Source organism: Streptosporangium amethystogenes subsp. fukuiense, from assembly GCF_042665875.1.
GTDB lineage: Bacteria > Actinomycetota > Actinomycetes > Streptosporangiales > Streptosporangiaceae > Streptosporangium > Streptosporangium fukuiense.
Genome location: NZ_JBHTEE010000001.1, coordinates 150846 through 175096 on the forward strand (window position 1 = coordinate 150846; position 24251 = coordinate 175096).

Annotated in this window: 15 protein-coding genes; 10 read left to right on the forward strand and 5 right to left on the reverse strand. The window is 73.1% G+C overall.

Going from position 1 to position 24251, the window contains the following annotated elements; translation table 11 throughout:
• Positions 1–89: 89 nt before the first annotated feature.
• Genes ACFQVD_RS00680 through ACFQVD_RS00690 form a run of 3 tightly spaced genes read right to left on the reverse strand, consistent with a single transcriptional unit; the run spans position 90 to position 3186 of the window.
• A complete protein-coding gene (locus ACFQVD_RS00680; RefSeq protein WP_343962107.1) occupies positions 90–1277 on the reverse strand; it encodes a 2-oxo acid dehydrogenase subunit E2 in 1188 nt (395 codons plus the stop codon).
• The gene (locus tag ACFQVD_RS00685) at positions 1274–2260 is read right to left on the reverse strand and encodes an alpha-ketoacid dehydrogenase subunit beta (protein WP_343962109.1); all 987 of its coding nucleotides are present in this window, start codon (positions 2258–2260) and stop codon (positions 1274–1276) included. Before ACFQVD_RS00685 ends, ACFQVD_RS00680 begins: the two co-directional genes overlap by 4 nt.
• The gene (locus ACFQVD_RS00690; protein WP_343962111.1) at positions 2257–3186 is read right to left on the reverse strand and encodes a thiamine pyrophosphate-dependent dehydrogenase E1 component subunit alpha; all 930 of its coding nucleotides are present in this window, start codon (positions 3184–3186) and stop codon (positions 2257–2259) included. Before ACFQVD_RS00690 ends, ACFQVD_RS00685 begins: the two co-directional genes overlap by 4 nt.
• Before the next feature lie 493 nt (positions 3187–3679).
• On the opposite strand from ACFQVD_RS00690, the gene ACFQVD_RS00695 reads away from it, so the two are divergent.
• From ACFQVD_RS00695 to ACFQVD_RS00740, 10 genes are all read left to right on the forward strand, one after another.
• Positions 3680–9286 carry a non-ribosomal peptide synthetase/MFS transporter gene (locus ACFQVD_RS00695; RefSeq protein ID WP_343962113.1) on the forward strand — a complete coding sequence of 1869 codons (5607 nt, stop codon included), beginning with the start codon at positions 3680–3682 and terminating at the stop codon, positions 9284–9286.
• The gene (locus ACFQVD_RS00700) at positions 9283–9462 is read left to right on the forward strand and encodes an MbtH family protein (RefSeq protein ID WP_030918650.1); all 180 of its coding nucleotides are present in this window, start codon (positions 9283–9285) and stop codon (positions 9460–9462) included. Before ACFQVD_RS00695 ends, ACFQVD_RS00700 begins: the two co-directional genes overlap by 4 nt.
• Positions 9459–9707 (forward strand): acyl carrier protein, encoded by a 249-nt coding sequence (locus ACFQVD_RS00705; protein ID WP_343962116.1) that lies wholly within the window; start codon positions 9459–9461, stop codon positions 9705–9707. The genes ACFQVD_RS00700 and ACFQVD_RS00705 overlap by 4 nt, the downstream gene beginning before the upstream one ends.
• Complete coding sequence (locus ACFQVD_RS00710) at positions 9704–11197, forward strand: class I adenylate-forming enzyme family protein (protein WP_343962118.1); 1494 nt, start codon at positions 9704–9706, stop codon at positions 11195–11197. Before ACFQVD_RS00705 ends, ACFQVD_RS00710 begins: the two co-directional genes overlap by 4 nt.
• Positions 11198–11205: 8 nt before the next feature.
• On the forward strand, positions 11206–12804 hold the full coding sequence (locus ACFQVD_RS00715) for a condensation domain-containing protein (RefSeq protein WP_343962120.1): 1599 nt from the start codon (positions 11206–11208) through the stop codon (positions 12802–12804).
• Complete coding sequence (locus ACFQVD_RS00720; protein ID WP_386274118.1) at positions 12801–14315, forward strand: condensation domain-containing protein; 1515 nt, start codon at positions 12801–12803, stop codon at positions 14313–14315. The genes ACFQVD_RS00715 and ACFQVD_RS00720 overlap by 4 nt, the downstream gene beginning before the upstream one ends.
• Positions 14302–15798, forward strand: a complete 1497-nt coding sequence (locus tag ACFQVD_RS00725) for a condensation domain-containing protein (RefSeq protein WP_343962125.1) — start codon at positions 14302–14304, stop codon at positions 15796–15798. Before ACFQVD_RS00720 ends, ACFQVD_RS00725 begins: the two co-directional genes overlap by 14 nt.
• A gap of 59 nt (positions 15799–15857) precedes the next feature.
• The gene (locus ACFQVD_RS00730) at positions 15858–17702 is read left to right on the forward strand and encodes a non-ribosomal peptide synthetase (RefSeq protein WP_343962127.1); all 1845 of its coding nucleotides are present in this window, start codon (positions 15858–15860) and stop codon (positions 17700–17702) included.
• A complete protein-coding gene (locus tag ACFQVD_RS00735) occupies positions 17699–20836 on the forward strand; it encodes an amino acid adenylation domain-containing protein (protein WP_343962129.1) in 3138 nt (1045 codons plus the stop codon). The genes ACFQVD_RS00730 and ACFQVD_RS00735 overlap by 4 nt, the downstream gene beginning before the upstream one ends.
• Positions 20837–20988: 152 nt before the next feature.
• Positions 20989–22260, forward strand: coding sequence for an MFS transporter (locus ACFQVD_RS00740; RefSeq protein WP_343962132.1), 1272 nt, complete (start codon positions 20989–20991; stop codon positions 22258–22260).
• Between the two features lie 77 nt (positions 22261–22337).
• On the opposite strand, the gene ACFQVD_RS00745 is transcribed toward ACFQVD_RS00740, so the two are convergent.
• Positions 22338–23135: an SDR family NAD(P)-dependent oxidoreductase gene (locus tag ACFQVD_RS00745; RefSeq protein ID WP_343962134.1), complete on the reverse strand. Its 798-nt coding sequence runs from the start codon at positions 23133–23135 to the stop codon at positions 22338–22340.
• Positions 23132–24139, reverse strand: coding sequence for an AurF N-oxygenase family protein (locus tag ACFQVD_RS00750; protein ID WP_343962136.1), 1008 nt, complete (start codon positions 24137–24139; stop codon positions 23132–23134). Before ACFQVD_RS00750 ends, ACFQVD_RS00745 begins: the two co-directional genes overlap by 4 nt.
• Positions 24140–24251: the final 112 nt, after the last annotated feature.

Consider the following 24251-nt stretch of genomic DNA (forward strand, 5'->3'; position numbering starts at 1 on the left):
CCTTCCGTTGGGTACTTCATGACCTCGACATGTTCCCACCTTCACCTCGCGCTGGGGAATCGCGCCCGGAGGCAGGGACGGCCGGGGCGTCAGACGTCGCCGTTTCCCGGTTTCTCCAGGGCGGACCTGAGCGCGCCGAGGAACTCCGCCGCGTCGCGGCCGTTGACGAAGCGGTGGTCGTAGGCGAGGCCGAGGGAGATCACCTTCCTGGTGACGAAGGCGCCTTCGCGGGTCTCCACCACCTCGGGGCGCGGGGCGCCGAGGGAGAGCGCGCAGATCTGGCCGGGGAAGACGATCGGGATCGCGGTGATCACCGAGGTGTCGGTGTGCAGGGTGAGCATGATGTTGCCGCCCACCAGGTCACGCTCCCTGAAGGTGCCGCCCAGCGCGGTCTTACGGAAGCCTGCCAGGTCGCGGGCGATCTCGTCGAGCGGGCGGCGGCCCGCGTCGCGCACCACCGGTACGTACATGCCGCCTCCGACGTCGACGGTCACCCCCACCTCCGCCGTCGTGGCGCGGCGGGCGCGGCGGCCGTCGACGGGTGTGGCGAAGAAGAGGGGGAAGCGGTCGAGCAGCCGCCCGGTCGCCTGGACGAGCAGCTCGGGCAGGCCGATGAGAGCACGTAGCCGCTTCGTCTCCGCTCGGGCGAACGGCAGCGCGTCCGTCACGTCCACCCGCATGACCGTGAAGGAGGCGGGGATCTCCCGGTGCGACCGCTCGACCACCTCGGCGGTGCGTCGCTGCGCCCTGGACGGCTCGATCAGGTGGGAGTCGTCCAGGTCCGGCGGGGTGAGCGGAACGGTGCCTCTCATCGGTTCGATCGGCGGAAGGGTGACGCTCACCGCGCCGCCCGTTCCGCCGTGCGGGGTGTGCGGCGGGACCAGGTCGGCCCGCCTGACCACCTTCCTGCCGAGGGCCCGGACCTGGTCCATGGAGATGCCGTACTCCGCCATGGCCCGCCGGGCGGGGGCGGTGATGACGAGCTCCTCCTGCCCAGCGCCCGTCTCGGCGGGGGAGGGGGCGGGGTCGGCCGCGGGGTCCTCACCGGCGGACAGCAGGCGGGCGATCACCTGGCCGGGAGAGCACTCGGCGCCCACCTGAAGCAGGTGCCGCAGCGTCCCGTCCCGTTCGGCGGTCAGCTCCTCGGCCGCCTTGGAGGTCTCCAGCACCGCGAGCGGCTCCCCGGCCCGTACGGCCTGGCCGTCCTTCGCCTCCCACTCCACCAGCAGGTACGAGGCGTCGTTGTTGTTGAGCTTGGGTACCCGGACCTCGGTCACAACAGGGCCTCCGCGACGGCGTGCCGGATCCGGCCGGACTGGACGAGGATCTCGCGCTCCAGGTGGGGGGCGGCCGGGATGACGCTGTCGGCCGCGCTGATGAGGCTGATGGGGCGGCGCAGGGTGGACCAGAGCCGGGGGTGGAGCACCCGCGCCACCTCGGCTCCCCAGGTGCCGCCCTCCGAGCCGTCCTCGACGACGCACACGTGCCGGGCACGGTCGAGCCCGGGGAGCGTGGGCAGCGGATAGAGCCGCGCGGGAACCAGCAGCTCGCAGGCCACATCCTCCTCCATCAGCAGGGCGCGCATGGCGTCAAGCGCCCGGTGTGTCATGCCGCCGTGGACGATCAGCGTGCAGTCGGGCTCGGTCACGCCGTCCACGAAGACCCGGGCGACGCCGCCGGTCAGTTCGTAGCGGAACAGGTCGTCCACGACACCGCCCTCGTACCTGCGCCGGGTGTAGAGGACCTTGTCCTCGAAGAACAGGCAGGGCTGTTCCAGGGCGAACATCAGGGCGAACAGCTCGCCCGCGTCGTGGAAGGGGGTCATCTCGAACAGCGAGAGGCCGGGCACACCGATGAAGTGCTTCTGCGGGCTCTGGCTGTGGGTGGGGCCGTAGCCGCGGTTGCCGCCCGACGGGCAGCGGACGACCAGCGGGACGGGGACCCTCCTGCCGTACATGGAGGTGGACTTGGCGGCGAAGTTCACCAGCTGGTCGAAGGCGAGCGCGGCGAAGTCGGCGAACATGATCTCGACGATCGCGCGGTCCCCGGCCAGCGCCAGGCCCGCGCCGATCCCGGCGATCGCCCCCTCGCTCAGCGGGGTGGACCGGACGCGGTGGCCGAACCGGGTGGACAGGCCCTTGGTGACCTTGAAGGCCCCGCCGTACGGATCGCCGACGTCCTCACCGAGCAGGTGCACCCGCGGGTCGGCCTCCATCAGGTCGTGCAGTGCCCGGTTGAGGTGTTCGGAGACGCGGGTCACGGGCGCTCCCAGACCGACGGGGGGCGGGCGGCGACCTCGGCGGCGATCCGCTCGACCCGCTCGCGGGCCGCCAGGTCCAGGGCGGCGAAGTGCTCGGGGAAGTCCCGCGCGTAGCGGGCGTACCAGTCGTGGCCGGCGGCCAGGGCGATCTCCTCGGGGGTGCGTGTGTCGTCGCCCTTGCTGTGCGGGCCGATCCGGTGGGTGACGAACTCGACCACCAGCGGGCGCGACTCGCCGCGGACCGCGCCGAGCAGAGGTGCCAGCTCGGCGCGGATCTCGCCGACCTCGGTCGAGGTCACCCGGTGGTGGCCGACGTCGAACGCGGCGGCGCGGGCCGCGACGCTCCCGGCCATCTGCGCAGACGTCGGGGTGGACTGGGCGATGCCGTTGTTCTCGACGACGACCAGCAGCGGGACCCGCCAGAGCCGTGCCATGTTGAGCGCCTCGTAGACCGCCCCCTCGCCCCAGGTGCCGTCGCCGACGTAGGCGCAGGCGAGCGCGCCCGTCTCCCTGAGCTTCAGGGCCACGCCGACCGCGACGGGCAGGCTCTCGCCCTGGACACCGGTGGACAGGAAGCGGCGGTGGTAGACGTGCTGGCTGCCGCCGACCCCGGCGCAGAGTGCGCCCTCGCGACCCATGATCTCGGCGAGCAGCCCGTGCGGCTCGGCGTACCTGGCCAGGAAGTGCCCGTGGCCGCGGTGGTTGCTGAGGACGAAGTCGTCGTCGTGGAGCAGCGGCGAGAGCGCGACCGGGATGTACTCCTGGCCCAGACAGGTGTGGGTGGTCCCGCTCAGCTCACCCGCCTCGAAGAGCCTGAGCAGGGTCAGCTCGAAGTGCCGGATGAGCAGGAGGAGTTCCAGGTCCTCTCTCGGCGGCGGGGACGGCGGCTGCCGCAGGCACGGGGGGATTGGGGCGGTGACGACCACGTGTGCGCTCCTGGCATCGAACGATCTTGGGGAACACGCTCGGCCACTGGGGCGGAGGCGGCATGGGAGCGCTCCCATCCGGAGCGTAGGAGGCGCACGAATGAGAGTCAATGACTGTGCGGATGACAGATATTCAAGGAATGAAGAATAGGTGCATTCATCTGCAAAAAGGGCCTAAAAGGTGGTTTGTTTCGATTTATGGGGCTCGAAAACAACGCTGTAACCTTGACGAATTCGGCGGGAGATCTCTAGCCTCCTCCGTGGGAGCGTTCCCACGACACCGTGCAGCCGCGCGGTGACATGAGGCGCCCGGTCGGGCGCCTCCATCTCGCCCGAACGCTCACATCTTTCGGCGCCGGGGTCACTCCGCGCCGCGCAGGTCCTCTGGTCCGCGCCGATCCGGCCGGCCGACATGGGATCGCACACTCGGGCGATCCCGTTCCCCGCCGCGGGGGAACGCTCACGGGTTCCTCTTCGCCAGTACGGAGGTGTCTTGACGCGAACCGGCCTCTCACCGGCCAAGAAAGCACTGCTCGCCCAGCGACTGGGCGGCCGCGTCGTCGCGGCGGCGATTCCGCCGCGCCCTTCCGGGGCGGTGCCCCCGCTCTCCCCGGCGCAGGAACGGCTCTGGTTCCTGGAGCAGTACGCCCCCGGCACCTCCGCCTACACCGTGGCCTTCGCGGCCACGCTGGAGGGGGAGATCGACGCCGAGGCACTCGCCCGAGCACTGACCGAGGTGGCCCTCCGGCACGAGAGCCTGCGCACCCGGCTGGTCACCACCCCCGACGGCGGTCCCGCGGTCGTCGTCGACGACGCGCCCGCGGCCGTGCTGCGGACCAGCGGCGACCTCGCGGAGATCGACGAGGAGCTGGCCAGGCCCTTCGACCTCGCCGCGGGCCCGCCGCTGCGGGCGCTCCTGGTCCGGCTTGGACCGGTCGAGCACGTACTGCTGCTCACCATGCACCACGCGATGACCGACGGCTGGTCGTGCGACATCGTCATGGAGGAGCTCCTCACCCTGCACGCCGCGTACCGTGAGGACCGCGACCCGGAGCTGCCGCCGGTGCCGGTGAGCTACGGCGACTACGCGCACTGGCAGCGGGAGCGCGACCACGCCGAGGAGATCCGCTACTGGCGGCGGCGGCTGGACGGGCTGCCCCCGCTGGAGCTCCCCGCCGACCGCCCGCGTCCCGCCGAGCAGAGCTGGGAGGGCGCCGCCTGCGGTGTGGCCCTGGACGCCGAACTCAGTGCGGCGGTCGCCGCGCTGGGCCGCGCCCACGGCGCCACCCCGTACATGATCCTGCTCGCCGCCTTCGAGGTGCTGCTCTCGCGCTACTCGCGGCAGTACGACTTCGCGGTCGGCTCGCCCGTCTCCGGGCGGGACCTGCCCGAGCTGGAGCGGGTGGTCGGCGTGTTCGTCAACTCGCTGCCGATGCGCGCGGACCTGTCCGGCGACCCCACGTTCGCCGAACTGCTGGCCAGGGTCAGGGAGACGGCGCTGGACGCCTACGCCCACCAGGAGCTCCCCTTCGACCGGCTCGTCAGCGAGCTGGGCGTGGAGAGGGACGTCAGCAGGTCACCGGTGTTCCAGGTGATGTTCGCCCTGCAGAACTACCGCTCCAGCCCGCTGGAGACCCCGGGCCTGACCATGACCCCCTACCCGGTGAAGGCCACGGCCAGCCGGTTCGACCTGGCCCTCTACCTGTTCGAGACCGCCCACGGGCTCACCGGCCACCTCACCTACAGCACCGCGCTGTTCGACCCCGGCACCGCCGAGCGGATGGCCGCGTGCTTCGAGAACCTGATGAGGTCGGTCGTCGCCGACCCCGGCGCGCCGATCTCCGAGCTTGAGATCCTCCCGCCGGACGAGCGCCGCCGGGTCCTGGCACTCGGCGAGTCCACCCCCGTGACCCCCTTCGGCACCGGGCTGCTGCACGAGGTCGTGTCCGAGCAGGCCAGGCTCACCCCGGACGCCGTCGCGGTCGTGGCGGGCGACACCTCGCTCGGCTACGCGGAGCTCCTGGGGCGGGCGGAGCGGCTCGCGCGCCTGCTGCGGCGGGCCGGCGTGGGCCGCGGCGACCGGGTCGCCGTCTTCCTGGAGCAGTCGGCGGACACGGCCGTCGCGGTGCTCGGCGTGCTCAAGGCGGGCGCCGCCTATCTCCCGCTGGAGCCCGACCATCCCGGTGACCGGATCGCCTACGTGCTCTCCGACGCCGGGGCGCGGGCGGCCGTGACCGCGTCCGACCTCCGCGACCGCCTGCCCGAGGGACTGCCCACGGTCCTGGTCCCCGCCCCGGGCGACCAGGAAGGCGACCCGGAAGGCGCTGAGGACTCCGGCGGGCCGGACATCGGGCCGGACGCCGGGCCGGTGGAGAGCGGCGTGACCCCCGACGACCTGGCGTACGTCATCTACACTTCGGGGACCACCGGGCGGCCCAAGGGCGTGGCCGTGCAGCACCGGCAGGTCATGGTCTATCTCGCCGGGGTGCGGGAGCGGCTGGAGATCGAGCCGGGCGGGGTGTTCGGACTGCTCCAGTCGCTCGCCTTCGACTTCGGGGTGACGATCTTCTACCTGTGCCTGATGACCGGGGGCGCGCTGCACCTCATCCCCCCGCGCACGGCCGCACCGGAACTGGCGGCCTACTTCCGCAGGCACGGCGTCGACCATCTCAAGATCACCCCATCCCACCTGGCGGCGCTGCTCGCCGACGCGACCCCGGACGAGCTGCTCCCCGGCAAGCTGCTGATCCTCGGCGGCGAGGCGGCACCGCGCGCCTGGGCCGCGGAGCTCGCGGCGGCCGGGCGGTGCCGGGTGATCAATCACTACGGCCCCACCGAGGCCACCGTCGGCGTCACCACCTACCCCGTCGAGCCCGGAGCCGCTTCCGGAGCCGCTTCCGGAGCCGCGGTGGACGGCGCCGCCCTCGCCTTCCGGGCCGCCTCGGGGGCCGCTCCGGGGGCGGGGACGGCGCTGCCCATCGGATCGCCCATGCCCGGGGCGCTGGTACACGTGCTCGACGACAACCTGCGGCCGGTCCCGGCCGGGGTTCCCGGCGAGCTCTACCTGGGCGGCGACCGGCTGGCCCGGGGCTACCTGGGCCGTCCCGGGCTGACCGCCGACCGCTTCCTGCCCGACCCGTACGGCGCCCCCGGTGCCCGGATGTACCGCAGCGGCGACCTCGGCCGCTGGCTGCCCGGCGGGGAGCTGGAGTTCCTCGGCCGGCGTGACCTGCAGGTGAAGGTCCGCGGCTACCGGGTGGAGCCGGCGGAGGTGGAGGCGGTGCTCTCCGGGCATCCGGGGGTGACGGGCGCCGTCGTGGACCTGAGAGGCGGGCGCCTGGTCGCCTACCTGGTCGGGCAGGCCGGCCCGGAGGCCGCCGAGATGCGGTCCTGGCTGGCCGAGCGGCTCCCCGACTACATGATCCCGGCTCGCTACGTGTGGCTGGACGAGCTGCCGCTGAAATCCCACGGCAAGGTCGACAGGTCGAAGCTGCCGGATCCCGCGACCGAGGTCTCGGCCGCGGGGTTCGTGCCGCCGGAGACCGCGCTGGAGGAGACGGTCGCCGGGATCTGGGCCGAGATCCTGGAGGTGGAGCGGGTCGGCGCGCTCGACGACTTCTTCGACCTGGGCGGCCACTCGCTGCTCGCCATGCGGGTGATCGCCCGGCTGCGCGCGCGGGTCCCCGAGCGGGCGGTGACCGTGCTGGAGCTGTTCAAGAACCGCACGGTCAGGGAACTGGCCCGGCTGCTGGAGACCGGCGGCGACGGCGGGCGGGAGCTGCTGCACCGGCTCACCCCGCCCCGCGCCGCCACGGCCACCATGGTCTGCGTGCCGTTCGGCGGCGGCAGCGCCGTCGTCTACCAGCCGCTGGCCGACGCGCTGCCCGCCGACTGGGCGCTGTACTCGGTCGCGGTCCCGGGACACGAGCTCGGCGAGCGGTCACGGCCGTTCGACGAGGTCGCCCGGGAGTGCGCGGAGGAGATCCTCGCCGGGGTGCGCGGGCCGCTGGTGCTCTACGGGCACTGCGGGCTCGGCGTCATGCTGATCGTGGAGATCGCCCGGCACCTGGAGGCGGCGGGCCGCCCGGTCGACGCGATCTACCTCGGTGGCGTGTTCCCCTTCGCCCGGCCTGGGCGCGGCCTGGGCTGGCTCGGCACCCTGATGGACCGCATGACCAGCGACCAGGGCAGGATCAACGCGCTCTCCGCGGCGGGGCTGGACGTCGAGGAGTTCGAGCGCGACCAGCTCAGGCTGATCATCGAGAACCGCCGCCAGGGCACCCGCATGGCGGAGCGCTACTTCACCAGGCTGTTCGAGGAGGAGGACGCCCGGCCCTTCGCGGCACCGGTCATCGCGGTGGTGGGGGAGCGGGACCCGGCGACCGAGTTCTACCAGGAGCGCTACCGCGAGTGGCTGCGGCTGTCCGGCACCGCCGCCTGCGTGGTGCTGGACGAGGCCGGGCACTTCTTCGTGAAGTACCGGGCGCGGGAACTGGCCGACATCCTCACCGGCACCCACCTGGCCCTGGCCCGAGGACAGACCGCGCCACTGGAGCGCACCGAGGACTCCACCTGGTGGCTTCAGGGCGTCTCCGGCTCGTCCCCGGCCCCCGCCCGCCCCCTCGTCCTGGTGCCCGAGTCCGGCGCCGGGCAGGGCTCCGACGGCGCCACGCGGACCGGCGACCGGGCCGACCTGCGGGTGGTCGGCCCCGGCGAACCCGGCCCCGTCACCGCCCCCGCCACCGGCGGGCCTCCACCCGGCATGCGGCGGTTCCTGCTGGTCTCGGTAGGGCAGCTGGTCTCGATCACCGGGTCCGCGCTGACCGAGTTCGCCATCCCGATCTGGATCTACCTGACCACCGGGTCGCTGGCCAGGTTCGCGCTGTTCGCGGTGCTGGGACTGGTGCCCGGGATGCTGGTGGCGCCGCTCGCCGGAGCGATCGTGGACCGTTACGACCGGCGCAGGGTCATGCTGTGCGGGGACATCGGCGCCGGGAGCACGCAGCTCGCGCTGGGCGTGCTGCTCTGGACCGGAAACCTGGAGATCTGGCACATATATCCGCTGCTCGTCTGCCTGTCGATCGCGCTGACCTTCCAGCGGTTCGCCTACGGCTCGGCGATACCGCAGCTGGTCCCCAAGCGCTTCCTCGGCCACGCCAACGGTGTCGTCCAGATGGCCACGGGCACCGCCCAGCTCGTCGTGCCGCTGATCGCGACCGGGCTGATGGCCACGATCGGGCTGGAGGGCATCCTCGTCATCGACGTCGCCAGCTACGTGGTCGCCACGCTGGTCCTGCTGTTCGTCCGCTTCCCGACCGCCATGCCCTGGCGGCGCAGGGAGAGCGTCCTGGCCGAGATGGCGAACGGCATCCGCCACTCGTGGGGCAACCCCGGCTTCCGCGGCATGCTCGTGTTCTTCGCGGTGCTCAACGTCTTCCTGTCGCCGCTCTTCCTGATGATCTCCCCGCTGGTCCTGTCGTTCGCGACGCTCGACGACGTCGGCAGGGTGGCGTTCGCGGGAGGGCTCGGGGTCTTCCTCGGCGGCCTGCTGATGACCGTCTGGGGCGGGCCCCGCAGGCGGCGCCTGTACGGGGTGCTGCTCGCCACGCTCGCCCTGGCGGTGTTCTGCGTGCTCACCGGATTCCAGCAGAACCTCGCCCTGATCGCGGTCGGCTCGTTCGGCATGTCGTTCTGCCTGACCCTGCTCAACGGCGTCTACGCCACGATCATCCAGGTCAAGGTGGCACAGCGGTTCCACGGCCGGGTCATCGCGCTCAACACGCTCATCGCCTGGTCCACGCTGCCGATCGGGTTCGGCCTGGTCGCGCCGTACGGCAGTGCCCTGTTCGAGCCGCTGCTCGCCCCCGACGGGCCGCTGGCCGGCACCGTCGGCCTGCTGATCGGCACCGGCGAGGGCCGCGGCATCGGCTTCATGTACGCCTGCTTCGGGCTGGCCATCGCCGCCATCGCGCTCGCCGCCATGCGCGTGCGGGTGCTGGCCCGCTTCGACGCCGACGTACCCGACGCGCTCCCCGACGACCTGGTCGGTTTCGAGGCTCTGCGGAGCCGCACCCGCGAGAAAGAGGAGGTTGGGTCATGAGTTTCCTGGTGGTGCTCAACGACGAGGAGCAGTACTCGATCTGGCCGGCGGGCAGGGAGCTGCCCGCCGGATGGCGGGCCGAGGGTTTCGAGGGGGACAGGGAGGACTGCCTCGCCCACATCGACGAGGTGTGGACGGACATGCGCCCGCTCAGCGCGCGCGGGGAGGGGGCATGACCGACCCGCTGGCCTCCAGGATCGCCGGAATGATCTCCGTTGCCTGCGACGGGCGGCTCACCGCCGACGAGATCGTCGGCTCCGACATCTCCCTGTCCGCGCTGGGCGTCACCTCGCTGGCGCTGCTCCGGCTCATCGACGCCGTCGAGGACGAGTTCGACGTCGCCCTCGACCTCGGCGGGGGCGCCGCCTACCTCGACAGCTTCCCGCTGCTGGTCGGTTACCTGAGCGAGCGGACCTCGTGAGCCCGGGGACCGTGCCGCAGATGCTCGCGCTCCGCGCCGAGCAGGACCCCGGGAAGGAGGCGGTGATCGTCGAGGGCGTCGCGTCGATGACGTTCGGCGAGTGGGACCGGCGCTCGGACGACGTCGCGCACGGGCTGCTCGACCGCGGCGTGCGGCAGGGCGACCGGATCGGGCTGCTCTTCGGGAGCCGGGACTGGGTCGACTTCGCCGTCGCCTACTGCGCGGCGCAGAAGGCCGGCGCCGTCGCCGTGCCGCTCTCCGACCGGCTCGCGCCCGCCGAGGTACGGCACATGCTGGAACACTGCTCGGCCTCGGGGCTGCTGTGCGGGCGCGACCTCACCCCGCCGGAGGGCGACCGCTGGAGCGCGGCCGTCGCGGACCTGGAGGGTGGGACGGCGGGGCCGCCCGGGGTGCGGGTCGAGCCCGGGGACCTGGCCCAGATCCTCTACACCTCGGGCACCACGGGGCTGCCCAAGGGGGTGGGCGCCAGCCACGCCAACCTGGCCTTCGGCTGCGAGACCCGCCCCAACCGCCGCAGGTTCGGCCACTCGCGCCACCTGCTGCACGCCTTCCCGATCGGTACCAACGCCGGTCAGACGATGCTGATGAACGCGCTGGACGCCCGTCCGGCCATGCTCACCCTCGGGCGTTTCACCCCCGGCCGTCTCGCCCGGCTGATCGAGTCGCGCCGGGTCGGCACCGTGTTCGTGGTACCCGCCATGGCCATCGAGTTCCTCAACGCGGGACTGCACGAGCGCCACGACATGTCGAGCGTCCTGCTGCTCGGCTCGGCCGCCTCGGCCCTGCCGCCCGCGGTGGCCGCGCGGCTGGCCGGCGCCTTCCCCAACGCGACGATCGCCAACTACTACACCTCCACCGAGGCCGCTCCCGCCCAGACCATCATGATCTTCGATCCGTCCAGGCCGGGGGCGCTGGGGCGGCCCGCGTTCGGCGGGGCCCTGCGCATCACCGACGCGCACGGCGACCCGCTGCCCCCGGGAGAGACCGGCGAGGTCTGGATGCGCTCACCCACCGCCACCCGCTTCTACTACCGGGACGAGCAGGCGGGCGCCGAGGCGTTCCGGGGCGGCTGGGTGCGGATGGGGGACATCGGCCGCCTGGACACCGAGGGCTACCTCCACCTCGTCGACCGGGAGAGCGACGTGGTCAAGTCGGGCGCGTTCAAGGTCTCCACGCTCCAGGTGGAGGCGGCGCTCCACGAGCACGAAGCCGTCGCGGAGGCCGCGGTGCTCGGCGTCCCGCACCCGGTACTCGGCAGCGTGCTCGCCGCGGCGGTGGTGCTGCGGTCCGCCGGGACCTCCGGCGGGGATCTACGGGTCTTCCTGATGGACCGCCTGGCCGGGCACGAGCTCCCCGAACGGGTGCTCGTCGTCGACGCCCTGCCCAGGAACCAGTCGGGAAAGGTCGTCAAAAGGGAGCTGCGGGGCCTGTTCGAGGCCGCCGCGACAGGTCAGACGGAAGGCACGTGAAAATGTCGATGTCGCTCACAGCGGGATGGGACCGGGCGACCTTCGCCCAGCACGGGATGTGGATCACCGAGCGGATGGGCGCCGGCGGCCGGGTCTACGCGATGCCGCTCACCCTGCGGCTCGACGGCCCGCTCGACACCGGCGCGATGCTCGCCGCCTGTGCCGCGGCCGTCGAGCGACATCCCGTGCTCGCCGCGGTCCTGGCGGAGCGGGACGGCGAGGTCCGCCTGCTCCCCGGCAAGGTGCCCCCGTCGATCCGCTTCGAGGAGACCCCGCCCGAGCCCGGCCGGCTTGAGGACGAGGTGGCCCGCCCCTTCGACCTGGAGTCGGGTCCGCCGGCCAGGTTCACCCTCTTCAGGCTGGGGGCCGAGCGGCACCTGCTGCAGATCGTCGCCCACCACGCCGTCTTCGACGGCGTCTCCAAGGACCTGCTGCTCCGTGACATCGCCGCCGCCTACGGGGGCTCCGCCCTGGCCCCCCTGACGCCCTCCTGCGACGAGATCGCCCGCGCCGAGCAGGGCCGGGTCGCCGCCGCGCTGGAGGAGGCGGCGGAGTTCTGGCGGCCGAGATGGCAGGACGGGCAGGACCTGCTGCTGCCCGGCCTCACCCGCACCTCGCTGCGCGCCGCGCCCGGCGACACCGTGGAGTTCCGCCTCGGCGGCGAGGTCGCCGCCATCGCCGCCCACCTGGGCCTGACCCGCTTCGAGGTGGTGCTGGCCGCACTGCACACGCTCCTGTACGGGTACGGCAACACCCGCGTCACGGTGGCGGTGGACCTGTCCACCAGGACCGAGGAGACGCGCGAGCACGTGGGGGCGTTCGTCAACGAGCTGCCCGTGGTGTCCGGCCCGGCCGGGACGTTCGCCGAGTTCGCCCTGTCGATCAGGGAGGAGCTGCGGGCGATCTACCGCTATCGCGAGGTCCCCCTGGCCAGGGCACTGGGCGGGATCAGTCCGCGCTCCGCGCTCACCCCCGTCTCGGTCAGCTACCGCAAACGCCCGGCCGGCGACCCCTCCTTCGCGGGGCTGGACGCCTCGGTGGACTGGATGGCGGCCAACGGCGCGGTCCGCAACACCCTGCACCTGCAGGTCGTCGACGAGGCCGACGGCACGGAAGGGGCGGAGGCCCGTCTGCGGTTCAACCCCGAGATCCTGGACCGCGCCGCCTGCGAGGACGTCGCCGAGCAGCTGCGGATCCTGCTCGCCGGCATCGCGGCCCGCCCCGGCGCCCCGCTCGACGAGCTGCCCCTGCCTCCCCGGGTCGTCCCCGCCGGCCGGGTCGTTCCCGCCGGTCAGGCCGATCACGGCGCCGTCATCGCTCCGGTCTCCGGCGGCGAAGGCGCGAGCGGCGAAGGTGCCGGCGGCGAAGGTTCCGGGGGAGAGGACGCCGAGCTCCTCGGGCAGGTCACGGCGATCTGGTGCGAGGTGCTCGGCGTGGACACGGTCCAGCCGGACGACGACCTGTTCGACCTCGGCGGTCACTCGCTGACGATCACCCAGATCATCGCCCGCGTCCGGGACGGGATGGGCGTCGAGCTCTCCTTCGAGGTGTTCATCGACTCCCCGACCGTCGAGGGCGTCGCCGAAGAGATAGCCAGGGCCCGATGACGGCCCGATCCGGACGGTCGTCGACGGTGACCGTCGAGTTCTCCGGGGCGCGGGGCGGTGAGTCGCCGCTCACCTGGGGCCAGCTGGCCATCTGGAGGATCACCCGGTGGCTTGAGGACGGCGACCCGTACTTCAACATGCCCTGGGTGCTGCCCGTCTACGGCAGGCACACCCTTGAGGCCGTCATCGGCGCCCTGCGCGGCCTCGTCGAGCGGTACGAGACCCTCAGGACCACCTGCGAGGAGATCGCCGACGGACCGGTCCAGCGGGTGGCGAGCCGGGGCCGGTTCGACGTCGAGGTGGTCGACGCCGGGGAGGACAGGCTACTCGCCGCCGCCAAGAAGGTGTCCGCCGAGCTGGCCGCCAGGGGCTTCGACTACGCGGTCGAGTTGCCGTTCCGCTGCGCCGTCGTGACCGTCGGCGGCCGCCCGCGCGCGGTGGCCTTCGCACTGTCCCACCTGGCGGTGGACGGCTGGGCGCTGGACGTGCTAGCGGGTGACTGGCGGGCGCTGCTGGCCGGGGACGAGCTGTCCGCTCCCGAATGGCAGCCGCTGGACCAGGCCGCCTTCGAGCGTGAGGGGACGGGAGCGGCCCGCGGCGAGCGGGCGCTCCGCCACTGCCGCGCCGAGCTTTCGAGGGCGCCGGAGACCATGTTCGACTTCCCCCGCGTCACGGCGGAGGAACCGAGGTTCGTCCGGGTCGGCATGGAGTCGGCGGCGGTCGCCGCCGCCGCCGAGGTCCTGGCCGAGCGGTGGTCGGTGAGCACGGCCAGCGTGCTGACCACGGCGAGCGCGGTGCTGCTGGGCGTGCTCACCGGGCACCGCCGGGTGGTCATGCAGCTGATCGTGGCCAACCGGCACGACCCCAGGACCGCGGCCATGGCCGGCACCGCGGTGCAGGACGGGCTCCTCGTCCTCGACCTGCCGGACGGGACGTTCGCCGACGTGGTCCGTGCCGGGCACCGGCGGGCGCTGACGGCCTACCGCAACGCGCACTACGACCCGTACCGGATGATGGCGCTGCGCGAAGAGATCGGAAGGGAGCGCGGCGCTCCCGTCGATCTGTCCGCCTACTTCAACGACACGCGGACCGCCGCCCACTGGCCCAACCTGCCCAGGGTGGAACCCGCGGGCGACCCGGCCGCGGTCGCCGCCCTCACCGAGCGGACCAGGTTCTTCCTGGTCGGTGCCTGGGACGCGGTGGACGCCACGGTCTTCTTCGCCACCGGTCCCGCCACGAACACCTGCCAGCTCTACCTGCTGACGGACACCGCCTGCCTGCCGCGCTCCACCGCCTACGCGCTGCTGGGCGGGGTGGAGAGGCTGCTGGTCAGGGCCGTGGCCGAGGAGGTGGCGCTGGACGAGGTCGCCGGACTGTGCGGCATCGTCCCGATCGAGCGCCCAGCCGTCCGGGAGGCGGCCTTTCCCGGTACGCCGGAGGGTGGCCCGGTGCGGACCGGGCAGAGCCCGCCGACGGTGAGATCCAGGGAGGTGGCCGGTGACCACGCCTGACCCCCGCGTCGCCGCGGAGACAGACCTCGCGGTGCGGGAGCCCGCGCCGGACCCCGCCACACCGGAGCAGCCGGCGCAGGACCGGCGCGAGGAACTGCTCGGACGGCTGGCGCGGCTGTCGCCGGAACGGCGCGCGGCGCTGCTGGCGGAGGCGCGGGAGCGGGACGGAGGCAGGCGGTGGCCCCTGTCGTTCGGGCAGGAGCGCCTCTGGTTCCTCAGCAGGTTCGACCCCGACGACACCACCTACCACACCCCCTGGTGCGTGCGGCTGCGCGGCCGGGTCGACGTGCGGGCGCTCGCCGCCGCCTTCACCCGCGTCGCCGAGCGGCACCACGTGCTGCGCACCCGGTTCCGGCTGGCCGGTGACCGTCCCGTCCAGATCGTCGTGCCCGTCGCGCCGGTGCCGGTGGAGCGGGCGGACGTCACCGGCGACCCGGCCCCGGCCGTCGTGGAGTTCGTGAACCGGCCGTTCGACCTCGAAGGCGGCCCGCCGCTGCGCGTGGCGCTGCTGCGGCTGGGCGAGGAGCACTTCCTGCTCTGCGTCGTCCTGCACCACATCGTCGTCGACGGCTGGTCGCTGGACGTCCTCATGCGGGAGGTGACCGAGTGCTACGCCGCGCACCGCGAGGGCAGGCCGCCGGCGCTGGCGGAGCTCCCGGCGCAGTACCCCCAGCTCGCCGAGGAGGACAGGCGCCGCGCCGAACGGGACGAGGACGCCTCCCACCTCGACCACTGGACCCGCACGCTCGCCGGGGTGCCGGCGCTCGACCTCCCCGCCGACCATCCTCGTCCCGCCCGCTGGAGCGGGCGCGGCGGGCAGGAGAGCCTGCTCGTGCCCGACGAGGTGGTCACCCGGCTGGAGGACGTCGCCAGGGGCGCGCGCTGCACGCTCTTCATGGCGCTGCTCGCCGCCTACCAGGCGACCCTCTCACTCGCCTCCGGGCAGCGGGATCTGTGCGTGGGGGTGCCGGTCTCCGGCCGGGACCGCACCGAGATCGAGCCGCTGATCGGCTACTTCGCCGGCACGCTCGTGCTCCGCGCCGACCTGTCGGGCGACCCCACCTTCCTCGAACTGATGAAACGCGCCCGGCTGACGCTCTTCCGGGGACTCCAGCACGCCGGTACGCCGTTCGAGCGGATCCTCGCCTCGTTGCGCCTGCCCCGTGACCTGAGCAGGCCGCCGCTCTTCCAGGCCATGTTCAACCTGCACAACCTGCCCAAGGACGACCTGCTGCGGACCACGATGGGCGACCTGTCGGCCGAGGTCTACCCCGTCCCCGCGACGGGCCGTACCAAGGCCGAGGTGTCCGTGGACGCCTGGCGGGGCCCCGAGGGCCTCGGCGGCGTCCTCGACTACAGCAGTGACCTGTTCTCCGCCGGAACCGCGCGGCGCCTGGCCCGCACCTTCACCGAGGTGGTGGAGCGGGCCGGGGCCGACCCGGGCCTCCGGCTGTCCGACCTGAGAGGTGTACGACCGTGGTGATGTCCTCCCCGGCGCGAAAGCCGGGACTCACGGCACCAGACCCGCTCCGGGAGGGCACGGTGACGGTGCCGGAGCTGATACGCGACCGGCTGGAGACGACGCCCGACGCGGTGGCGGTCAGCGGGCAGGGAGGCGAGCTGACCTACCGGGAGCTGCACCGGCGGGTCGACGACCTCGCCGCGCTGCTGCGCGAGTGGGGCGTGGGCCCCGAGGTCCCGGTCGGGCTGTGCATGGAGCGCACCACGGGAATGGTCGTCGCGGTCCTGGCGGTCTGGGCCGCCGGAGGCGCGTACGTCCCGCTCGACCCCGCCTTCCCCGAGGACAGGCTGCGGCTCATGCGCGAGGACGCCGGGATCGGCCTGGTGCTGACCCAGGCCGGCGTGGACCGGCGCCTGCTGGCCGGAGTCCCCCGGATCCTCGTGCTCGCCCCGGACGGCACCGCCCCCACCGCCCGCCGCGGCACGCCGCGGGGACCGCGGGGCGACCTGGCGTACGTGATGTACACCTCGGGCTCCACCGGGCGGCCCAAGGGGGTGGAGGTCCCGAGGCGCGCCGTGCAGAACCTGCTCGGCGCGTTCGCCGAACGGCTGAAGCTCACGCCCGAGGACCGCTGGCTCGCCGTCACCACCCTGTCGTTCGACATCTCCGTCCTGGAACTGCTGCTCCCCCTGGCGTGCGGGGCGCGGGTCGTCGTGGCCTCGGCGAGCCAGGCGGCCGACGGCCGGGAGTTGCGGGCGCTGGCGGTCGCCGAGCGGATCACGGCGCTGCAGGCCACCCCGGCCACCTGGCGTATCCTGCTGGAGGCCGGCGGGGTGCCGGAGACGATCCGCACCCGGCTCTGCGGGGGAGAGGCGTTGCCGCGCGACCTCGCCGACGCGCTCCTCGCCCCGGGGACGAGCCTGTGGAACGTGTACGGGCCGACCGAGACGACCGTGTGGTCCACCGCGGGGATCGTGGCGCCCGCGCCGGCCCGGGTCGTGCTGGGAGAGCCGATCTCCGAGACGTCCCTGTACATCCTGGCCGACGACGGCCTGCCGGTCGCGGACGGCGAGGCCGGGGAACTGCACATCGGCGGGGCCGGGGTGGCCCGCGGCTACCGGGGCATGCCCGCCCTGACCGCCGCCCGCTTCCTGCCCGACCCCTTCGCGGCCGGCTCCGGGACGCGCATGTACGCGACCGGCGACCTCGTCCGGCGCACCCCGGACGGCCGCCTGGAGTACCTGGGCAGGGCCGACGGCCAGGTCAAGGTGCGGGGGTTCCGCATCGAGCTGGAGGAGATCGAGACGGTCCTGCGCTCGGTGGAGTGGGTGCGCCAGGCCGCCGTCGGCGTCCATCGGGGAGCGGACGGTCTGCCCACGCTGGTGGCGTACCTGGCCGGTACGGAGGGAGCGGCACCGGAAGGGGCGTGGGAGGCGCTGCGCACCCGGCTCGGGGCGAGCCTGCCCGAGTACATGGTGCCCGCGCACCTCGTCACCCTCGACGCCCTGCCGCTCACCCCCAACGGCAAGCTCGACCGCGCGGCGCTGCCGGCCCCCGACAGGGCACGGGCGTCGACGACCCCCTACCGGGCGCCGTCGAGTGCGGCGGAGGACGAGCTCGCCGCGATGTGGGAGGAGGTGCTGGGAATCGAGCGGCCGGTCGGGGTCGACGACGACTTCTTCGAGCTCGGCGGGCACTCGCTGACGGCCGCCCAGATCATCGCCAGGGTCTGGTCGCGCTTCGGCGTCGCCGTGCCGCTGGTGGCGTTCTTCGAGCATCCGACCGTCGCCGGGCTCGCCCGGCAGCTGGACCGCCTGGACGACGACCTGGACCTCGTCGAGATCGCCGCGCTGCGCGAGCGGCTCGACGGCCTCGGTGCCGAGGAGCTCGCGGCGCTCTTCGACGAGCTGGGGCCGGGCGCATGAGGGCGCCCCTGTCCCCGGCGCAGGAGCGGCTCTGGATCCTGCAGCGCGTCGATCCGGACGACGCCTCCTACAACATGTATCTGGTACGCCTGCTTCGCGGCCCCCTCGACCAGGCCGCGCTGATCTGGGCGCTCACCGACGTGCTGGCCCGCCACGAGAGCCTGCGCACCAGGTTCACCGAGGAGGACGGCGTCCCCTGGGCCGTGGTGGAGGCCGGGGCGCCCGGCATCGAGTGGCTGCGCTCCGGGAGCCGCGAGGACGCGGAACGCCTGGTGGCCGAGCGGACCAACGAGCCGTTCGACCTGGAGGCCGGGCCTCCGCTGCGGGTGGCGGTGATCCGGATGACCGACGACCGGCACGTGCTCTGCGTCACGATGCACCACATCATCTCGGACGGCTGGTCGCTCAACGTCATCCTGGACGACCTGGCCGACTGCTACACCGCGCGCCTCGCCGGGGCCGAACCCCGGCTCCGCCCGTTGCCGGTCCAGGCGGGCGACTACGCGCGCTGGCAGCGGCGCAGGGCCGAGCGGGCCGTGCCGTACTGGCGGGAGAGGCTCGCCGCGCCGCCCCCGGTCGAGCTGCCGTTCCGCCGGGAGGGGGCGGGGAGCGGGCGGGGCGAGTTCCAGAGCGTCCGGTTGTCGCCCGAGACGGCGCGGAGGCTGGAACGGCTGGCCGCCGAGCAGCGCACCACCCTGTTCACCGTGCTGGTCGCCGCCTACCAGACGTTGCTGCTGCGGCACACCGGGCAGACCGACGTCCTGGTCGGCACCGTCGTCGCGGGCCGGGACCGGGTCGAGCTGGAACCGATGGTCGGATACGTCTCCCAGACGGTGATCCTCCGCGGGGACCTGTCGGGAGACCCGCCGTTCACCGACCTGATTGGCCGCAGCCGTGGCGAGGTCCTCGCCGCGCTGGGCAACTTCTCGGTCCCCTTCGAGCAACTCGGCCACCCGGCGGAGTCGCTGCTGTCCTCCATGCTCATCCTGCACAACCAGGACGCCGGTCCCCGGCGGGCGTTCGGCGAGCTGACCGTGACCGACATCGACGCCGGGTTCCGGCAGGCCAAGGTGGACCTCCTCGTCGAGGTGTGGTCCGACGAGAACGGGCTCGGGCTCTCCCTCTGCCACGACACGGGCCTGTTCGAGGCGGCGGAGGTCGGCCGCCTGGCCGCCAGGTTCGCCCTGCTCCTGGAATCCGTCGCGGCCCGCCCCGACACCCCGCTCTCCGCGCTGCCGATCTGGACCGACGCCGACCGCGCCGACATCCGCACCCTGTCGGCCGGGCCGTCCCGCTCCGGCGGCCGCGAGCCGTCCGATCCCCGCGCCCTGCCCGCCGGGGCAGCCGGGAGCGCCGGGGACATCCTGGTTCCCGAGATGATCCGCCGGGCCGCGCGGCGGACGCCCGAGGCCGTCGCCGTGGTCTGCGGGCGGGAGAGCGTCACGTACGGCGAGCTGCTGGCCCGCGCGGGCGCGCTCGCCGGGGTCCTCCGCGAGGGCGGGGTCGGGCGTGGCGACGTCGTCGGGGTCTGCCTGCCCCGCTCGATCGAGGCGATCACCGCGCTGCTCGCCGTCTGGTGGGCGGGTGCCGCCTACCTGCCGTTCGACCCCGACGTCCCGGACGAGCGGCTGGCCTTCTCGATGGCGGACAGCTCGGCCACCCACCTGATCACCCTGCGCGAACCGCCGCCGGGCCGCGTCGCCGTCGCTCCCACGACCCCCGCGCTCGCCGGGGGTGCCCGCGCCCCCCTCCGGGGCGAGACCGTGCCGCTGGACGCCGCGTACGTCATCACCACCTCGGGCTCCACCGGCGTGCCCAAGGGCGTGCTGGTGGAGCACGGCGCGGTGGCCGCGCGGGTGCGGTGGATGCGCGCGGACTACGGCCTGACCTCCGGCGACCGGGTCGTCCAGTTCGCCTCGCTCAGTTTCGACGCCCATGTCGAGGAGGTCTTCCCGGCGCTGGCCGCGGGGGCCACGCTGGTGCTCCTGCCCGACGGGGCGACGAGTCTGCCCGATCTGCTGGCCTCGCCGGAGGGCGAGGCGGTCACCGTGCTCGACCTGCCGACCGCGTACTGGCACTCGCTGGCCGAGGAACCGGGCGAGATCGCCTGGCCCGCCTCGCTCCGCCTGGTGATCCTCGGTGGCGAGCAGGTCTCCGCGGCGGCGGTGGAGCGCTGGCGAGGCCTGTTCGGCGACCGGGTCCGGCTGGTCAACACCTACGGCCCGACCGAGGGGACGGTGATCGCCACCGCCGCCGACCTCGGGGCGCGCGACGTCGTGGGCCGCCCGCCGATCGGCGGCCCGATCGCGGAGACCACCGTCCGGGTGCTCGACGACCGGGGAGAGCCCCTGCCACCCGGCGCGGCCGGGGAACTGGTCATCGGCGGGGCCGGGGTGGCCCGCGGCTACCTTGGCAGGCCGGCGCTCACCGCCGGCGCCTTCGTCCCCGACCCGTACGGTGCCCCCGGGGCACGCCGCTACCGGACGGGGGACCGGGCGCGGTGGCGCTCCGACGGGCGGCTGGAGTTCCTGGGGCGGCTGGACGCGCAGTTGAAGATCCGAGGTTTCCGGATCGAGCCGGGGGAGGTGGAGAGCCGCCTGCTCGCCCATCCGCAGGTGGGGCAGGCCTTCGTGACCGGCCGGGGCGAGGAGCTCGTCGCCTACGTCACCGGGACCGCGGATCCGGCGGACCTCAGGGAACACCTGGGGCACTCGCTGCCACGCCAGCTCGTCCCCACCGCCTGGGTGAGCCTGGAGGCGTTCCCCCTCACCCCGGGCGGCAAGATCGACCGCGCGGCGCTCCCCGAACCGGTCACCGCCTCCTCCGCGGAGCGGGTCGCGCCGCGCACGGACGCGGAGCGGCTGGTGGCCGGGATCTGGGACGAGTTGCTCGGCGCGGGGGCGGTCGGCGTCTTCGACGACTTCTTCGCACTCGGCGGGCACTCCCTGCTGGCGACCAGGGTGGCGGCGCGGATCAGGCGGGCCACCGGCATCGAGGTCCCGATCCGGACCGTCTTCGCCATGAGCACCGTCGCCTCGCTCGCCGAGGCGCTGGAGGAACTGCTGATCAGGGAACTGGACGCGCTGACCGACGAGGAGGCCATGGATCTGCTCGCCGGCACCGACCACTCCTGATCTCGCCGGTGGTGTTCTCGGGCGCGCTCCCGGTGGGAATCCGGTGTCGTCCGGGGGCTGTTGATAAGGGAGTGAGGCGGCGTAACATCCGGGCACGCCTCGTGTTGTCGGGCGCTTGTTCGGAGTCGTGAGTCACGAAGATGCGAGGGCCCATGAGCGTTGTCCAGCCCGTTCCCGACCCGAGGGCGGCGCTCGCGGAGCCGACACGCAGGGTGGGCCCCTGGTGGGTGGCCGGCATCTCGCTGGCCAATCTGGCGCTCTGGATGGGGTACTTCGGGCCACTCCAGGTCCTGCTTCCCTCGCAGGTGGCGGCGATCGACCCGGCGGGCAAGGAGGGGGCGCTGGCGCTGGTGACCGGGCTGGGGGCCGCCGTCGCGATGCTGTTCAACCCCGTCGCGGGGGCGCTGTCCGACCGCACGGCGGGCCGGTTCGGGCGCAGGCACCCGTGGTCGCTGGCCGGGGCGCTGGTCAGCGCGGGAGCGCTGGCCCTGCTGGCGGGGCAGGGGTCGATCGCCGGTATGGCGGTCGGCTGGTGCCTCGCGCAGGCCGGGCTCAACGCGATGCAGGCCGCGCTCAACGCCGGGGTGCCGGACCACGTGCCGGTGAGCCAGCGGGGTGAGGTGTCGGGCTGGATCGGGATTCCCCAGTCGCTGGGGGTGGTGCTCGCGGTGGTCCTGGTCACCATGGTCGCCACCACCACCGAATCCGGATATTTCCTGATAGCGGTGCTGATCCCGCTCTGTGTGCTCCCCTTTGTTCTCACCACCTCCGACCCCCGCCTGCCGGCCAGGCCGCCCTTCGAGCTCGGGGCCTTCCTGAGAGGTTTCTGGATCAGTCCCCGCGCTCACCCCGACTTCTTCTGGGCCTGGCTGACCCGCTTCCTGATGCAGCTCGGCAACGCCATCGCCACGCTCTACCTGCTGTACTTCCTCAGCGACGAGGTCGGCTACGAGCGGCTCTTCCCCGGTGAGAGGGCCGAGGACGGCCTGCTCACGCTGATCCTGATCTACACCGCGACGGTCGTGCTCACCACCGTCGTCGCGGGCGTCGTCTCCGACCGGCTCGGCCGCCGCAGGGCGCTCGTCACGGCCTCCGGCCTGATCAGCGTGGTTCCCGCGGTGATGCTCGCGTTCTGGCCGCAGTGGCCGGTGGCGACGGCCGGTGCCGCGATCATGGGGATCGGCTTCGGCATCTACCTCTCGGTGGACAACGCCCTGGTCACCCAGGTCCTGCCGGCCGCCGAGGGACGCGCCAAAGACCTTGGTGTCATCAACATCGCCAACTCGGGACCCCAGGTGCTCGGCCCGGTCATCGCCGGTCCCATCGTGGCCGGTCTCGGCGGCTATCCGGTCCTCTACCTGACCTCCGCGGCCCTCGCCCTGCTCGGCGCCGTCCTGGTCTGGAAGATCCGCTCGGTGCCCTGACCGTACGGGCGCCTCCTTTCGCCGGGAGCCGTGCCGCGCGCGTGCGCGGCACGGGCCTTCACCGCGGCGCGCCGGGTTCAGCGCCCGCTCAGGCGGTGGACGGCGAGGGAGGCCACCCGGACGGCGGCCGAGGGGGAGAGGCGGGCACCGCGCCAGGCGAGGCGGCCGGTGGCGGGTGCCACGATGAGGGCGCGATCGCGGGCCATGCCCCTGATGACGTCGGCGGCCAGCGCGTCGACGGAGTAGAGACGGCCCGTGGTCCGGCTCGCCGACTCGCGGGCGCCGGCGCCGGTCGGGGTCTGCGGCAGGCCGGGGTTGGCGTTGTCGAGCAGCGGGGTGTCGGTGAACCCGGGGCAGACCACGCTCACCCGGACACCGTGGGCGGCGGCCTCGGCGCGCAGGGCGAGCGAGAGCCCGACCACCGCGTGCTTGGTCGCCGTGTAGGGCGCCATCAGCGGCGCGGGGACCAGTCCGGCCAGGGACGCGGTGTTCACGATGTGCCCGAAGCCCTGCCGCTTCATGATCGGGTAGGCCGCGTGGACGCCGTGGACGACGCCGCGCAGGTTCACGTCGATCGTCCGGTTCCAGTGGTCGAGGGTGAGCTCGTCGACGGTGCCGCCGACCGCGATTCCGGCGTTGTTGAAGACGACGTCGAGCCGTCCCCGCTCGGCCGCCACCCGCTCGACGAGGTCGGTCACGGCCCGCGCGTCGGAGACGTCGAGCGTCGCGGCCGAGCCGTTGAGCTCCTTGGCGGCGCGTTCGGCCCCGGCGCCGTCCAGGTCGGCGATGACGACGTGCGCGCCGCGCCTGGCGAACTCGCGGGAGACGGCCAGGCCGATGCCGGAGGCGCCCCCCGTCACGATCGCCGTTCTCACGCGCCCGCCTTTCCGGTCCGTGCCGTGCCGGGCGCCGGGGGCGCCCAGATGCCCATCGCCTTCCACACCCGGCGCTGGAGAGGGTTCGTCAGGCCCAGTTCGGCGCAGAGCTCGCGGGTCTTGCCGATCGAGTCGCGGATCTCCGCGGCCATCTCGGGGTTGCCGGTGTAGACCTCCCTGACGACGTCCTCGGGGATGCCGAACGCCCTGATCATCGAGCTTGGCGGGGAGAGCATGATCCGGGCCATGATGCCCAGGATGACAGGGGAGACGAGGCCCAGGGCGAAGCGCCGGTAGCGGGGCATCCGGGGCACCCGGCGGCGCAGGTAGTGGCGGGCGAAGGAGATGTGCCTGGCCTCCTCGGCGATGTGGATCCGTATGATCGTCTCCTCCAGCGGATGCCGGGTCCTGCCCGACTTGATCATCTTGCGCTGCACGTGGTCGATCGGGTCCTCGCCGCCGAGGACGAAGACGAAGAAGAGCTCGGTGGAGATCAGCGGGATCCACGGGGTGATCTGCGCGAGCAGGCTCAGCGGCCCCGGCATGCCTTTTATCGGAAGTTTCGTGCGGTTCACGAACTCTTGGAACATCATCCCGTGATGTCCCTCTTCGATGGTCTCGTGGTAGACGTAACGGAACTCGGGGGAACCGTTCGGCAGCCGGTAGGCGTAGTTCAGCAGTCCGCGCTTGAGCAGATTCTCGAACTGCAGGCCGATCTTCATGGCGGTCGCCACCCGCCACAGCCCGATCTTGGCGCGGATCTCGGGGGGCTGTGCCCGGTACCAGGTGTGGCCGCCCAGCCTGTCGACCTCGGGCAGCTCCCAGCGCGGGTCGTCGGCGAAGACGAGGAACTCCTTCTCGTCCCAGGGGATGTCGACGTACGGCTCCCAGTGCTTGTCGACGGATGCCTTCGAGAGGCGCTCTATGACCGCCTCGTACGCGCGTCTCTCGGTGACCTGCTGGTCGCCCTCTCTGTCCGCGGCGGTCTCTGGGGCCGGTGTCATCGCTGCCCTCCCATCGGATGTCTGCGCTAATTGTACGAAGCATCCAATAAGACGGAAAGTCCCGCGGGGGTATGAGGTCCCTCACGCCGGTGTGACGTCCTTCACTCAGCGT

What these genes read in the sequence shown, in the direction of transcription:
- ACFQVD_RS00705 (WP_343962116.1), top strand. Translation starts at nt 9,459, where the DNA reads ATGACCGACCCGCTGGCCTCCAGGATCGCCGGAATGATCTCCGTTGCC.
- ACFQVD_RS00715 (WP_343962120.1), top strand. Translation starts at nt 11,206, where the DNA reads ATGTCGCTCACAGCGGGATGGGACCGGGCGACCTTCGCCCAGCACGGG.
- ACFQVD_RS00750 (WP_343962136.1), bottom strand. Translation starts at nt 24,139, where the DNA reads ATGACACCGGCCCCAGAGACCGCCGCGGACAGAGAGGGCGACCAGCAG.
- ACFQVD_RS00700 (WP_030918650.1), top strand. Translation starts at nt 9,283, where the DNA reads ATGAGTTTCCTGGTGGTGCTCAACGACGAGGAGCAGTACTCGATCTGG.
- ACFQVD_RS00720 (WP_386274118.1), top strand. Translation starts at nt 12,801, where the DNA reads ATGACGGCCCGATCCGGACGGTCGTCGACGGTGACCGTCGAGTTCTCC.
- ACFQVD_RS00735 (WP_343962129.1), top strand. Translation starts at nt 17,699, where the DNA reads ATGAGGGCGCCCCTGTCCCCGGCGCAGGAGCGGCTCTGGATCCTGCAG.
- ACFQVD_RS00740 (WP_343962132.1), top strand. Translation starts at nt 20,989, where the DNA reads ATGAGCGTTGTCCAGCCCGTTCCCGACCCGAGGGCGGCGCTCGCGGAG.